Annotated in this window: 14 protein-coding genes; all 14 read left to right on the forward strand. The window is 60.9% G+C overall.

Annotated features, from left to right (window positions below; genetic code table 11):
- Positions 1–143 precede the first annotated feature (143 nt).
- Complete coding sequence (locus ACP4CD_RS13055; protein WP_426991231.1) at positions 144–1,253, forward strand: sensor histidine kinase; 1,110 nt, start codon at positions 144–146, stop codon at positions 1,251–1,253.
- A 2-nt stretch (positions 1,254–1,255) separates the two neighbouring features.
- Positions 1,256–1,672 carry a response regulator gene (locus ACP4CD_RS13060; RefSeq protein WP_426991233.1) on the forward strand — a complete coding sequence of 139 codons (417 nt, stop codon included), beginning with the start codon at positions 1,256–1,258 and terminating at the stop codon, positions 1,670–1,672.
- Positions 1,669–3,012: a PAS domain S-box protein gene (locus ACP4CD_RS13065; RefSeq protein ID WP_426991235.1), complete on the forward strand. Its 1,344-nt coding sequence runs from the start codon at positions 1,669–1,671 to the stop codon at positions 3,010–3,012. Before ACP4CD_RS13060 ends, ACP4CD_RS13065 begins: the two co-directional genes overlap by 4 nt.
- Before the next feature lie 189 nt (positions 3,013–3,201).
- Positions 3,202–3,969, forward strand: a complete 768-nt coding sequence (rfbF, locus tag ACP4CD_RS13070) for a glucose-1-phosphate cytidylyltransferase (RefSeq protein WP_313729032.1) — start codon at positions 3,202–3,204, stop codon at positions 3,967–3,969.
- A complete protein-coding gene (locus tag ACP4CD_RS13075) occupies positions 3,933–4,538 on the forward strand; it encodes a GDP-mannose 4,6-dehydratase (RefSeq protein WP_426991236.1) in 606 nt (201 codons plus the stop codon). Before rfbF ends, ACP4CD_RS13075 begins: the two co-directional genes overlap by 37 nt.
- Positions 4,535–5,044, forward strand: a complete 510-nt coding sequence (locus ACP4CD_RS13080) for a hypothetical protein (RefSeq protein WP_426991238.1) — start codon at positions 4,535–4,537, stop codon at positions 5,042–5,044. The genes ACP4CD_RS13075 and ACP4CD_RS13080 overlap by 4 nt, the downstream gene beginning before the upstream one ends.
- Positions 5,041–5,592: a dTDP-4-dehydrorhamnose 3,5-epimerase gene (gene rfbC, locus ACP4CD_RS13085; RefSeq protein ID WP_426991240.1), complete on the forward strand. Its 552-nt coding sequence runs from the start codon at positions 5,041–5,043 to the stop codon at positions 5,590–5,592. The genes ACP4CD_RS13080 and rfbC overlap by 4 nt, the downstream gene beginning before the upstream one ends.
- Positions 5,589–6,812 (forward strand): class I SAM-dependent methyltransferase, encoded by a 1,224-nt coding sequence (locus ACP4CD_RS13090; RefSeq protein WP_426991241.1) that lies wholly within the window; start codon positions 5,589–5,591, stop codon positions 6,810–6,812. The genes rfbC and ACP4CD_RS13090 overlap by 4 nt, the downstream gene beginning before the upstream one ends.
- 48 nt (positions 6,813–6,860) lie before the next feature.
- Complete coding sequence (locus ACP4CD_RS13095) at positions 6,861–7,706, forward strand: NAD-dependent epimerase/dehydratase family protein (protein WP_426991242.1); 846 nt, start codon at positions 6,861–6,863, stop codon at positions 7,704–7,706.
- Positions 7,707–7,755: 49 nt separating this feature from the next.
- Complete coding sequence (locus tag ACP4CD_RS13100; protein ID WP_313729037.1) at positions 7,756–8,784, forward strand: radical SAM protein; 1,029 nt, start codon at positions 7,756–7,758, stop codon at positions 8,782–8,784.
- A gap of 25 nt (positions 8,785–8,809) precedes the next feature.
- The gene (locus ACP4CD_RS13105) at positions 8,810–10,135 is read left to right on the forward strand and encodes a glycosyltransferase family 4 protein (RefSeq protein WP_426991243.1); all 1,326 of its coding nucleotides are present in this window, start codon (positions 8,810–8,812) and stop codon (positions 10,133–10,135) included.
- A 5-nt stretch (positions 10,136–10,140) separates the two neighbouring features.
- The gene (locus ACP4CD_RS13110) at positions 10,141–11,139 is read left to right on the forward strand and encodes a radical SAM/SPASM domain-containing protein (protein WP_426991244.1); all 999 of its coding nucleotides are present in this window, start codon (positions 10,141–10,143) and stop codon (positions 11,137–11,139) included.
- A gap of 45 nt (positions 11,140–11,184) precedes the next feature.
- Complete coding sequence (locus ACP4CD_RS13115; RefSeq protein ID WP_426991245.1) at positions 11,185–12,378, forward strand: FkbM family methyltransferase; 1,194 nt, start codon at positions 11,185–11,187, stop codon at positions 12,376–12,378.
- The gene (locus tag ACP4CD_RS13120; protein ID WP_426991247.1) at positions 12,375–13,472 is read left to right on the forward strand and encodes an FkbM family methyltransferase; all 1,098 of its coding nucleotides are present in this window, start codon (positions 12,375–12,377) and stop codon (positions 13,470–13,472) included. Before ACP4CD_RS13115 ends, ACP4CD_RS13120 begins: the two co-directional genes overlap by 4 nt.
- Positions 13,473–13,489: the final 17 nt, after the last annotated feature.

Raw genomic sequence — 13,489 nt, forward strand, 5'->3', positions numbered from 1 at the left:
GTACGCGCGACAGTACCGGCGCACTCTTTCACACGGCCGGACAGACGCGCGCCAGCCGGAGACAGTTTTAGAGAATGCTTATTTTCTCTGAATTTATTGTATGATCCTGGCCCTTACCGTCGGCAGGACCGAGGAGCATCCGCATGATTGCCGCTAGAAATATCTTGAACGGACACGACGCCGGCTGGCTGATGGAGATCGCCGCCGACGCGATGTTGGTTGCCGACACGGACGGCCGGATTCTGCTCGCCAATCCGGCGGCGGAGCGCCTGTTCGGCTACGGCACCGACGAATTCACCCGGTTGACCGTCGAAGACCTGATCCCGCGCCGCTTCCGGCTCACGCACACCGAAAAGCGCGCCGCTTACGCCGAGCATCCCGAATACCGCAAAATGGGCAGCGGTCTAACGCTGTGCGGACTGCGCAAGGACGGCAGCGAATTCGCCACCGACATTAGCATCACCCCGATCGAAAGCGGCCGCGTGCTGGCCACCGTGTACGACATCACGCCGCGCAAACAGCTGGAAGAACAAAAACTACGCATGATCCACGAACTGGAAAGCGTCAATGAGGAATTGAAGAATTTCGCCTACGTGGTCTCTCACGATCTGAAAGCGCCGTTGCGCGCGATCGGCTCGCTGGCCGACTGGATTGCCGCCGACCAGTCCGAACGCCTGGATGCCGAAGGCCAGGAACACTTGCGTCTGTTGATTCAGCGGGTGCGCCGATTGGACGGCTTGATCGACGGCGTGCTGCGCTATTCGCGGATCGGCCGTATCCACGAGGCGGTCAGCGCCGTCGATTTCAACGAATTGGCGCGCGAGGTGATCGATGCGCTGGCCCCGCCGTCCCACATCGCGGTCTCGGTCGGGACCGATCTGCCGACGCTGGCCGTCGAACGCACCGGCATGCAGCAGGTCCTGCAAAACCTGCTGTCCAATGCGATCCGTTATCTGGACAAACCCGAAGGCCGCATCGCCATCGACTGCGCCGAACAGCCGGACGCTTGGCAATTCAGCGTCGCCGACAACGGCCCCGGCATCGCCGAGCGTCACTTCGAACGCATCTTTCAATTGTTCCAAACCCTCCACCCGCGCGACCGGGTGGAAAGCACCGGCGTCGGGCTGTCCATCGTCAAAAAAATCGTCGAACAAAGCGGCGGACGGGTCTGGCTCGACTCCGAGCCCGGCCAAGGCAGTATCTTTTATTTCACGGTACCCAAACAAGCACCCGCAACCCAATTGAACCCGTAACCATGAGAATCAAGAGCAATCCCATCCTTCTGGTGGAAGACGACAGCGTGGACGCGATGACGGTCAAGCGCGCCTTGAAAGAGCTGCATGTCTCCAACCCACTGACCCATGTCGAAAACGGCGAGGAAGCCCTGGCGCACCTTCAGGATGCCAGTCAAGAGCAACCCTGTTTGATTCTGCTGGACTTGAACATGCCGGTGATGAACGGCATCGAGTTTCTGCATGCCGTCAAATCGCTGCCGGAACTCAAACGCATTCCGGTCGTCGCGTTGACCACCTCCGACGAACAGGAAGACAAGGTGGAAAGTTTCGAGCTGGGCGTGGCCGGTTACATGCGCAAGCCCGTCGAATACCGGCAATTCGTCGAGATCGTGCGCGCCATCGACGCCTACTGGACCATCAGCGAGTCGCCGCTATGACCGATTTAAACGGTAAACCGGTCATCCGCTTGCTGCTGGTGGAAGACGACCAAATCGACCGGATGGCTTGCAAGCGAGCGCTAGCCCAACACCACGACTGCGAGTTCGTATTGTTCGAAGCCGAAACCGGCAACCAGGGCTTGAAACTGGCGCGCGACGAGAAGATCGACTGCATCCTGCTCGACTACCATTTGCCCGATTTGAGCGGGGTCGAGTTTCTGTCCGAATTGGCCGAAGAATCCGGCGAACTGCCGATGCCGGTGGTGATGCTGACCGGCTCGGACAACGCGATGATCGCGGTGGACGCCTTAAAACTGGGCGCCCGCGATTACGTCGTGAAAGGCTCCAACGCCAACGGCGAAACGCTGCAATGGTTGCCGGCGGTAGTGATGCGGGCCATGCGCGAACAACAAGCCTTGCTGGATAAAACCGAAGCCGTCGAACAATTGCGCGAAGCGGAAGCCAAATACCGCTGCCTGATCGAGCAAATGCCGGCCATCACCTATATCGCGTCGCTCGACACGCCGGGCAAACTGCTGTACGTCAGCCCACAGATCCGGCAACTGGGTTTCGCGCCGGACAGCTGGCTGGAAGGTAGCGACGGCTTCTTAAAACGGGTGCATGCCGAAGACCGCGATGCCGTCGTCGAAGCCTATTCGGCGACCTACGAACACTACACCCCGCTGCATTGCGAATACCGATTGCTAAACGATAACGGCCAAGCCCGCTGGTTTTTGGACGAAGCCAAGGTGGTGCGCGACGAAGCGCGCGGCGCGCTGTGTTTGCAAGGTCTGTTGATCGACGTAACCGCCGATAAGGAAACCGCTCAGGAATTGTATTACTACCGGCGCCGCCTGGAAGAACTGGTCGCGCAACGCACCGAGCAATTGGAAAAGCAAAGCGCGATTCTGGAGGCGGCCAATGCCCGCATGGACCACGAGCTCTGCGAACGCAAGCGAGCCGAAGCGGCGTTGCGCGCCAGCGAAGCCCGTTTCCGGTTGTTGCTGGAGTCTGCCGGCGACGGCATCGTCGGCGTGGACGGCAAGGGTCTGTGCCACTTCGTCAATCCGGCGGCCCTGGCGATGCTCGGCTACAGTCGACAGGAACTGCTCGGCCAGAACGCTTGTACCACGATCCACGGCGATACGTCGGTCGCCGAAGAGCAATGCGGCATTTACGCCGCCTGCCACGACGGCGCACCTCGCCACGGCACCGACCTGTTCCGGCGCAAGGACGGCAGCACGTTTACCGTGGAATGCTCCGCTCACCCGATGCACGTCGACGGCAAACTGGTCGGCGCGGTGTTGACCTTTCGGGAACTGAGCCCGCCCGGCGCTTAGCGCCGATCCGGCGGCGCGCCTGGCATCCCAAAACGCTCCGCCACCGGAAACGCTCCATCCCGGCCGCCATAACCCGAATCCCTCCCAATTGCGGTATCATGGCCGCCGTTTAGCCGCCGGCCGGTTTGACCAATGCCGGCGCCGGAGCAGCGAGTAATCTCTTCCCGCCAACGCCTTAATCGAACTCCTATGAAAGCAGTCATACTGGCCGGCGGCCTCGGCACTCGGCTCAGCGAAGAATCGCATTTAAAGCCCAAACCGATGATAGAAATTGGCGGCCGGCCGATACTCTGGCACATCATGAAGCTGTTTTCGCATTACGGCATCAACGAGTTCATCATCTGCCTAGGCTACAAGGGCTACGTGATCAAGGAATACTTCGCCAACTACTTCCTGCACATGTCCAACGTCACCTTCGATATGGCCGCCAATCGAATGGAAGTCCACCAGCGTTACGCCGAACCCTGGCGGGTCACGCTGATCGATACCGGCGAAGCGACGATGACCGGCGGCCGCCTGAAACGGGTGCGCGATTACCTGGACGGCCAAGCCTTCTGTTTTACCTACGGCGACGGATTGTCCGACGTGGACATCGGCGCGTTGATTGATTTTCACCGCCGCCACGGCAAATGGGCGACCGTCACCGCGATCCAACCGCCCGGCCGCTACGGCGCGCTGGACATCGCCGACACCGCAGTCAAGGGCTTTCAGGAAAAGCCGGCCGGCGACGGGGCCTGGATCAACGGCGGCTTTTTCGTGTTGGAGCCGGATATTTTCGAAGTAATCGATGGCGATCAAAGCAGTTGGGAAGGCCAACCGCTGGCCGATCTGGCCGCCCGAGACCAACTGCGCGCCTACAAGCACGCCGGCTTCTGGCAAGCAATGGATACCTTGCGCGACAAGACCCAATTGGAAGAACTGTGGCGCCTCGATCCGCCCTGGAAGGTTTGGGCATGACCTTGTTCAACGGCCAGTATCGCGGCCGGCGGGTGCTGGTTACAGGCCACACTGGTTTCAAGGGCAGCTGGCTGAGCCTGTGGTTGCGGGAACTGGGCGCCGAGCCGATCGGCCTGGCCTTGCCGCCGGAAACCGCGCCCAACCATTGGCAGCTACTCGGCCTGGACATGGTCGAATACCTTCAGGATATGCGCGACAGCGCGGCGGTGGCCGAAATCGTCGCCGATGTCCAACCCGACATCGTCTTTCATTTGGCCGCGCAACCCTTGGTACGGCGCGGCTACCGGCAACCGCTGGACACCTGGACCAGCAACGTCGTCGGCAGCGCCAATCTGTTGGAGGCCTGCCGCCACGTGCCGGCGGTGAAAGCCGTCGTCGTCGTCACCACCGACAAGTGCTATCAAAACCGCGAATGGCCGTGGGGCTACCGGGAAACCGATAGCCTAGGCGGCCACGACCCTTACAGCGCCTCCAAGGCGGCGGTGGAACTGTTGGCGGCCAGTTATCGCGATGCTTTTTTCAACGCTCCGGTACGCCATTACTGGCCACGGCCCGCGCCGGCAACGTGATCGGCGGCGGCGATTGGTCGGAAGACCGGCTGATTCCGGATTTGGTCCGCGCCGTCGAAGCCGGCGAGACCCTGGAAATCCGCTCCCCGCAAGCCACCCGGCCCTGGCAACACGTGTTGGAATCGTTGAGCGGTTATCTGCTGCTGGGCCAACATTTGTTGGAGGAACGGCGCGACGCCGCCGACGCCTGGAACTTCGGCCCGGACGCCGAAGGCAACCTCAGCGTGGCCGACGTATTGACCGAGTTGCAGCGGCATTGGCCGGAACTGCACTGGCAAATCGGCAGCGATCCGCAACCGCACGAAGCCGGCCTACTGTATCTGGACAGCAGCAAGGCCAAAAGCCGACTCGATTGGCGGCCGGTTTGGCCGCTGGATACCGCGCTGGCCGCCACGGCAGCTTGGTACCAAGCGCCGCTATCCGCCAAGCCGGCGGTCAGTCGGGCGCAATTGCAGGACTATTCGGCGGCGGCCAAGCAAGCAGGCATCGCCTGGGCACGCTCATGAAGCAGCTGCCGACCCCGCTGGCCGGCGTCGTCGTCGTCGAGACGCAAGCGTTTCAAGACTCGCGCGGCGCATTCGCCCGCTGGTTTTGCGAGGACGAACTGGCGCAAGCGGTCGGCGCGCGCCGCATCGTCCAGATCAATCATTCGCTGACCCACTCGGTCGGCGCGGTGCGAGGCCTGCACTATCAGCGGCCGCCGCATGCCGAGACCAAATTCGTTCGCTGTTTGCGCGGCCGGGTCTGGGACGTGGCACTGGATTTACGGGCCGATTCGCCAACCTTCCTGCAATGGCACGCCGAGGAATTGAGCGCCGCCAACGCCCGGATGCTGGTGATTCCGGAAGGCTGCGCCCACGGCTTTCAAGTCTTGGAAGCCGCCAGCGAACTGCTGTATCTGCATACCGCCGCCTACTGTCCGGATGCCGAAGCCGGCGTCTCGCCGACCGACCCGGCCGTGCAAATCGCCTGGCCCTTACCGATCGGCGATTTGTCGGCCAGAGACAACCAACACCCCGCCCTGCCCCCCGACTTTCGCGGAATCGCCTTATGAACTGCCGCCACTGCCACGCGCCGCTCGAACACGTATTCCTAGACCTGGGTTTCGCACCGCCGTCGAACGCCTACTTGAATGCCACCGACCTGAACAAGCCCGAACTGTATTACCCGCTGAAACTCTACGTCTGCGAACAATGCTGGCTGGTGCAAACCGAGGATTACGCGGCGGCCGAGCAATTGTTCGATCGCGACTACGCCTATTTTTCGTCGGTGTCGCAAAGCTGGCTGCGCCACGCCGCCGATTACTGCCAGACCATCCGCGAGCGCTTGGCGTTGGATGCCGACAGCCTGGTCGTCGAAGTCGCCGCCAACGACGGTTATTTGCTGAAAAACTTCGTCGCCGCCGGCATTCCCTGCCTGGGCATTGAACCCACCGCCAGCACCGCCGCCACCGCCGAAGCCCTAGGCATTCCGATTCTGCGCGAGTTTTTCGGCGACGCGCTGGCCCACCGTCTGGCCGACCAGGGCCGACGCGCCGATCTGATCGTCGGCAACAATGTCTACGCCCACGTGCCGGACATCAACGACTTTACCGCCGGCCTCAAAACGGCGTTGAAACCGGCCGGCACGATTACGCTGGAATTTCCGCACCTGTTGCGGCTGATCGAATCGGCCCAGTTCGATACCGTGTACCACGAACACTATTCCTACCTGTCGCTGCAAACCGTCAGCCGCATCTTCGAACGGGCCGGCTTGCGGATTTGGGATGTCGAGGAACTGGCCACCCACGGCGGCAGCCTGCGGGTGTACGGTTGCCATGCCGAACACGGGCGCGAGCCGACGGCGGCGGTCGCCCAGGTGTTGACCCACGAGCGCGACTTCGGCCTGGCCGACTTGGCCGTTTACCGGGCGTTTCAGCCGCGCGCCGACCGCATCAAAAACGATTTGCTGGCCTTTCTGATCGAGCAACGCCGGCTCGGTCGGCGAGTCGCCGCCTACGGCGCGGCGGCCAAGGGCAACACCCTGCTGAACTATGCCGGCGTCAAACCGGATTTGCTGGCCTATGTCTGCGATGCCGCGCCGTCCAAGCAAGGTAAATTCCTACCCGGTTCGCACATCCCGATTCTGCCGCCGACCGCGCTGACGGAGCGCCAGCCGGACATCCTGCTGATTCTGCCGTGGAATATCCGCGCCGAAATCGTCGCCGATTACCGGAAAATCCGCGACTGGGGCGGGCAATTCGCGGTCGCGGTGCCGGAATTGAGCGTGTTTTAGGCCGAAGATGCCGACGCGAATCCAGCCCAGACTCGCCCGGAGCCGACCATGAAGGTCTTAGTTACCGGCGCCAGCGGCTTCGTCGGCCGCCACGTCGTCACACACTTACTGGAACGCGGCCACCGCGTCACCGCGCTGGCTCGCGACGCCGGCAAGGCGCAAGGTTTGGTTTGGTTCGACCGAGTCGAGTTCCTAAGCGGCGACGTACACGCCGACCGCTTGCCGGACCGCTTGGGACAACTTGACGCGGTGATCCACCTGGCTTGGCCGGGACTGCCCAATTACCGCGAGCTGTTCCATTTCGAACAAAACCTGATCGGCGATTACCGCTTCCTGAAGTCGTTGGTCGAACAAGGCGTCGGGCAATTATTGGTCGCCGGCACCTGCTTCGAATACGGCTTGCGAAACGGCTGCCTGGCCGAAGATTTGCCGACGCTGCCGGCCAATCCCTACGCGCTGGCGAAGGACAGTTTGCGAAAATTTCTGCAACAACTCCAACGACATCATTCCTTCACGCTGCAATGGGCTAGACTGTTCTACCTGTACGGCGAAGGCCAGCACGCCAACAGCCTGCTGGCGCAATTGGAGCGGGCGATTGCCGACGGGCGGCCGACATTCGATATGTCCGGCGGAGAACAGCTCCGCGATTACCTGCCGATCGAAGTCGCGGCCCGCCGCCTGGTGCAATTAGTCGAACGCCCGGACGCCAACGGTGTCTACAACGTCTGTAGCGGTACGCCGATTTCGATCAGAACGCTGGTCGAGCGGCATATTCGCAAGCGCGGTGCCGACATCGCGTTGAATCTGGGCTACCATGCCTACCCCGATTACGAACCGATGGCGTTTTGGGGCGATCCGCGCAAACTGACCCAGTTTTTGGGACCGCTCGACTGAGTCGTCGGGCGCTATCGACACCGCAGGAGCCAACCCTAGGAAAATCTTGATGAAAGCACAAATCAAACCTCGCATTAACCTGGACGAACGCACCCCGCTGCAAGACGTGATTCCGCTGGAAACGCCGTTCGTGTTGTTCGTCGATCCGGCCAGTTCCTGCAACTTTCAATGTACGTTTTGCCCGACCGGCGACCGCGAACTGATTAAGCAAACCGGCCGCTACCAGGGCGCGATGAAGCTGGAGCTGTTTAAAAAGATCATCGACGACTTGGCGGACTTCCCGCAAGACATCAAAGTGTTGCGGATGTACAAGGACGGTGAGCCGCTGCTGAACAAACACCTGGCCGAGATGGTGGCCTATGCCAAGCAAAGCGGCCGGATACCTTACATCGACACCACCACCAACGGCACGCTGATCGATCCGGACCGGATGGGACCGCTGATCGAAGCCGGCCTGGATAAGATCAATATTTCGGTCGACGGTATGAACGAGGAGCAATACCAACGCTTCACCAAGTTCGACTTCGAGTTCCAGCGCTTCGTCGATAACATTCATTGGTTGTACGAGCATAAGGGCGATTGCGAAATCGTCATCAAAATTCCCAGAGAGTTGATTACCGAAGCTCAGCAGCAAGAGTTCTACGATACCTTCGGCGATTACTGCGACCGGATTTTTATCGAAAATTTCGCGCCATGCTGGCCGGAATTCGACGTGGAAACACGCACCGGCTTCAAGATTACCGAAGGCATTTACCAGCAACCGATCACGCCGACCGACACCTGCCCCTACATTTTTTATTCGATGTCGGTCAATGCCGACGGCTTGGTCAGCTCCTGCTTTCTGGATTGGGGCCGTAAATTGATCATCGGCGACGCCAGGGAACAATCGATCCGCGACATCTGGCATTCCGACGCCTTCAACCGCTTGCGCATCCAACATTTGGAAGGCAAGCGCCGACAAAACCCGGTGTGCTCGCAATGCGGCCAATTGACCCATTGCCTGCCCGACAACATCGATCCTTACCGCGAGCAATTGCTGCCCAAACTGTTGCGACGCAGCGTCCTAGAAACCGCTTGAACCGACGGCCTCCAGCCAACCATCGATGATCCGGGTCCTGCACATCACCCCGCACCTGGGCGGCGGCGTCGGTAAAGCCCTGTCGGGCCTGGCCCGGCAAGCGGCCGCTGAGAACGCCGGGGTGTCGCACCGGTTTATTTGCCTGGAAGCGTTGGAAAAAACCCAGTTCGTCGAAGCCATCACCTCGCTAGGCGATCCGAATTTCGCGGTCGAAGTTTGTCCGTCGCCCGATAGGCTGCGCGTTGCGATGGCGGAGGCTGACATCGTGCAATTCGAATTCTGGAACCACCCGCTGTTGCCCAAGTGCTTATGCGAAGCCGAGCTCCCGCCGCACAGGGCCTTGTTTTGGTGCCATATTTCCGGCCTGGGGAATCCGCGTATTCCGGCCGGTTTAGCGGCGATCGCGGACCGCTGGGTGTTCACCTCGGCATGCTCGCTGGATAACCCGGCCTTCTCCGGTTTAAGCGATACCGAGCGACAAAGCCTCGGAGTGGTCTCCAGCGCCGGCCTCGCCGACTTGCCGCCGCTCCCGCAACGTCAAGGCCGGCCGCCGCGTCTGGGTTACGTCGGCACCTTGAACTTCGCCAAACTGTATCCGCGCTTCGTCGAATTTCTGGCGGCGGTGCCGCTGGCCGACCTACGCGTTAAATTGCTCGGCGACATCGCCAACCGCGCCGAACTGCAAGCGCGGTGCATCGCGGCCGGCCGGCCGGAATTGCTGGAATTCGCCGGTTATTCCGAAGACATCGTCGCCGCATTGGCCGAACTGGATATTCTGGTATATCTGCTGAACCCTCTGCACTACGGTACCGCCGAGAATGCGCTGATCGAAGCGATGGCGATGGGCGTCGTACCTATCGTGCTGGACAACCCGGCCGAGCGCCGAATCGTCACGCACGGGCTGACCGGGCTGGTCGTCAACGGCCCCGCCGACTTCGCCGAAGCGCTTAGCGATCTGGTCAACCAGCCCGAACGACGCTTGGCGTTGGCCCAGCAGGCCGCCGAATTCGCCAGAACCCGCTACACTTTTGCCGAAATGACCGCCGGACTCAATGCGCATTACCTTAATTTGATGAACGCCGAGAAACGCCACCCTGCTTACGCCGCCGTATTCGGTAACCGCCCCTGCGACTGGTTTAAAGCCTTCCAAAACCCGAACGGCCCGTATGCCGACGACGGTAGTATCCCCGCCGGCGCGGACTTGGCGCATGGCGATTTCGAGCGCTCCAAAGGCAGCGTGTTTCACTTTTTGAAGTACTTTCCGGACAACCCGAGACTGCGGTCCTGGAGCCGGGCGCTCGCCGAGCCGCCCCGTTCCGCACCGCGCAATGCCCGGCAAACCCTAGCGTAAGTTTTATGCTCACCAAACAAGAAGCCAAAAACATCGACATCGCCGCAACCCGGGTCGACAATCTGCTCAAGGCGCTCGCCGAAAAACGCATCTTAAGCCTGATCGTCGAACCGACTTCGGAATGCAATCTGAGCTGCACCTTCTGCGACATGCACTCCGGACGTTACGACACCGATCACCGCAAGGGCATGATGAGCGACGCGGTGTTCGACAAACTGCTAGGCGATCTGCAAGCCCTGCCTTACAAAATGGCGATGATTCAGTTTCACGGCTACGGCGAACCGCTGCTGAACAAAAAGATCGCGGCGATGCTGGCCGCCTGCAAGTCGCGGGGGCTGGCCGAAAAGCTGCGCATCATCACCAACGGCACCGTCCTGAAACCCGAGATTCTGGAAGAACTGTTGAATTCCGGCGTCGACGAAATCCACATCAGTCTGGATGCCTTCAGCCGCGAGGAATACCAAACCATCAAGGGTAAGGACTTCTTCGACAAGTTGATGCGCAACATTTACGCGGCGGCCGAAGCCGTCGAACAGCGTCAAACCGTCCAGCTTTACATCAAACTGGCCTCGTCCGACGCCGAGTTGTACGGCATCACCGACAGCCTGTTCCAGCGAGGCTGGGACGGGCTGAAAACCTTATGCGAGCATTCGCAGGTGGTCCATCTGAAAGACATGCCGGTGTTCCATACCCACGACGGCCAAAAAATCGGCTTCGCCGGTTCCAACGCGCCCTGCGAGATGCCGTTCTACATGGCCTACGTCAAATTCGACGGCAAGATTTCGGCCTGTTGCGCAGACATCTTCGGCGAATTGGCGATCGGCGATCTGAGCCAACAAAGTCTGCGGGAGATACTGGAAGGCCGCGCGCTCAACGACATTCGCAAAACCATGCTGGGAGGCGATCTCAAGCACCAGAAACCGATTTGTTATTACTGCGGCGCCAAAACCGTCGTCGATCTCAGCGCCCATGCCGAACAAATCCGGACGCTGTTGGACGATTGAAGCGCCCCGATTCGTCGTGTTCCCGATCGCAAATCCGTTCAGCCGATGATCTTGCAACATCCCATCGCCCGGCAATTTAGCCGCCTACCCGATCCGGCCGAAGCCCGCCGAATGCTGCGCCGGTTACAGCAAGTACCGAGTCACGCAGCCCCTCGCCGAGTAGACAAGCCGGTAACGTTGTACGGTGCCGGCAATTTAGGCAGACTGGCCCATGCCTACTTCAAGCGGATCGGCGTCACCGTGCAAACCGTCGTCGACGCCAACGCCGGCACGCTGGCAAACACCCCGTTCTGGGAACAAACCCGGTTGATCGCGCCCGAGGACGTCCCGAACAAACTCAAAACCAAGACCTTGCTGGCAATCAGCATCGCCAACGATCCTTTTACACCGTTGGCCGAATATTTGACTCGGCAAGGCTGGCAGGATGCCGTGCCGTTTTACGACATTGCCGAAGCCTACCGCGATCGCCATCCGCTCTCCAACGGCTGGTTCGCCGACCCGTTCAGCGACACCGATCTGGACCGCATCGAAACGGTAATGGACGGCTGGCACGACGCCGTGTCCCGCGCGCACCACCTGCAATTCATCGCCTGGCGGCGGCTGCGCCAGGAATGGACGTTTTCCGCCGCGCCGGTCACGACCGACGACCGCTTCTTTATCCCCGAAGTGTTGGACTGCCTAAACCACGAGGAGCGTTTTATCGATTTGGGCGCCCATACCGGCAGCGTGACTCGACGTTTTTGCCAGTTGACCGGTGGCCACTTCTCTGAACTATGCTTGATCGAACCTGACCGAACCAGCCTTGAGCAACTCGAAGTCACCATGGACGAGCTGGGGCTTTGCGACGATTCCCGGTTGCGGGTCATGGATTGCGGAATCGCCGCTCGAACCGGGATGGGGCGGTTTTACGAAGGCTTGGACTATGCCTCGCAACTGACTCCGCTCGGCAAGCGCAAATTGCCGGTCGTCGCGCTGGACGATTTGGAGTTTACGCCGACCTTCATCAAACTACATCTGGAAGGCGGCGAGCTCGACGCGCTGAGGGGCGCCGAGCAAACCTTGTTGAGTCATCGGCCTATCGTCGTCGCCACGTCCTACCACAACGTCCAAGGACTCTGGGAATTGCCGCTGTGGCTGATGCAAACCTTGCCGAATTACCGGTTCTTGCTGCGCCTGCACAGTTGGTGCGGCACCGGCGCGGTGATCTACGCCCTGCCCAACGAACGGAGCAGCCATTGAGCGATTTTTGGACGCGCGCCGCCGATCTCCGTACCGATCAACAGCCCTTGGTTAGCCGCTTTCAGGCGGCATTCTCGACCGGCATCGTCGTTTACGGGGCCGGATTCGTCGGCACCTGGGCCGTCCAGTATCTGCAAGGGCTGGGCGCCAAGGTCGTTTGCGTGGCGGACCGCAATCCCGAAAAATGGCACACGGCGATACGCGGCGTTCCGGTCGTAGCGCCGGAGCATCCTTCGGTCGCCGAAACAGGCTGGGTGCTGGTGGCGGCCCGCCACGCGGCTAAAGCCGTCGTCGAGCAATTGACCGCAACCGGCCTGACCGCGCTGAGCTTCGATGCGTTTTTCGCGGTCAGCCGCTATCCAGACATTCTAGAAATCAACGAGGCTTTTCTCGCCGACGAATTATCCCGGCAAACCTTGGGCGCCGTGGTGTTGGCTTGGCTGAGCGGCTCGCCGGCACCTTGCCGCGACGTGCAAGCCCCCGATCAATATTTTTGCCTGCCGGGATTTGCCGACGACGACCGCCACATCTTCATTGATGCCGGCGCCTACGTCGGCGATACGGTCGAGAAGTTCATCTGGGCCTGCCACGGCGCCTTCAAACGCATTCACGCCTTCGAGCCGGGCGAGCGGCAATTTGCCGCGTTACGCCGGCGGACCGAACGCTTGACGGCGGAGTGGGCATTGGACGACGGTCAAATCGCGCTGGTCAACGCCGGCGTTGCCGAGGCCAGCGGCCGGATGGCTTGCGTCAACGTCAGCGGACCGGCTCAAAGCTTGAACCTGGTCGCGACCGCCGCCGACCGCGACGATCTGCCGACCAGCGCGGTTTACAGCCTGGACGACTACCTGCAAGGCGAGCCGGCCACCTTGATCAAAGCCGACGTGGAAGGCTTGGAAATGGCGCTGTTGCGCGGCGCGGCCGCCACGATCCGCCGCTACGGCCCCAAAATGGCGCTCAGCGTCTACCACTTCCCCAGCGATATTTTCGAGATTCCGGCCTACGTGCGTAGCCTGGATTCTAGCTACCGCTTCGCGTTGCGCCACCATTCGCCGCTGCTGATGGAAACCGTGCTGTATTGCTGGAAAGATTAACCAACCGATTTCGCCCC

Origin of the sequence: Methylomonas stagni, assembly GCF_050154735.1 — a bacterium.
Lineage (GTDB): Bacteria > Pseudomonadota > Gammaproteobacteria > Methylococcales > Methylomonadaceae > Methylomonas > Methylomonas koyamae_A.

Coding starts and splice junctions, on each gene's coding strand:
- ACP4CD_RS13055 (WP_426991231.1), top strand. CDS start 144: ATGATTGCCGCTAGAAATATCTTGAACGGACACGACGCCGGCTGGCTG.
- ACP4CD_RS13060 (WP_426991233.1), top strand. CDS start 1,256: ATGAGAATCAAGAGCAATCCCATCCTTCTGGTGGAAGACGACAGCGTG.
- ACP4CD_RS13065 (WP_426991235.1), top strand. CDS start 1,669: ATGACCGATTTAAACGGTAAACCGGTCATCCGCTTGCTGCTGGTGGAA.
- rfbF (WP_313729032.1), top strand. CDS start 3,202: ATGAAAGCAGTCATACTGGCCGGCGGCCTCGGCACTCGGCTCAGCGAA.
- rfbC (WP_426991240.1), top strand. CDS start 5,041: ATGAAGCAGCTGCCGACCCCGCTGGCCGGCGTCGTCGTCGTCGAGACG.
- ACP4CD_RS13090 (WP_426991241.1), top strand. CDS start 5,589: ATGAACTGCCGCCACTGCCACGCGCCGCTCGAACACGTATTCCTAGAC.
- ACP4CD_RS13095 (WP_426991242.1), top strand. CDS start 6,861: ATGAAGGTCTTAGTTACCGGCGCCAGCGGCTTCGTCGGCCGCCACGTC.
- ACP4CD_RS13100 (WP_313729037.1), top strand. CDS start 7,756: ATGAAAGCACAAATCAAACCTCGCATTAACCTGGACGAACGCACCCCG.
- ACP4CD_RS13105 (WP_426991243.1), top strand. CDS start 8,810: ATGATCCGGGTCCTGCACATCACCCCGCACCTGGGCGGCGGCGTCGGT.
- ACP4CD_RS13110 (WP_426991244.1), top strand. CDS start 10,141: ATGCTCACCAAACAAGAAGCCAAAAACATCGACATCGCCGCAACCCGG.
- ACP4CD_RS13115 (WP_426991245.1), top strand. CDS start 11,185: ATGATCTTGCAACATCCCATCGCCCGGCAATTTAGCCGCCTACCCGAT.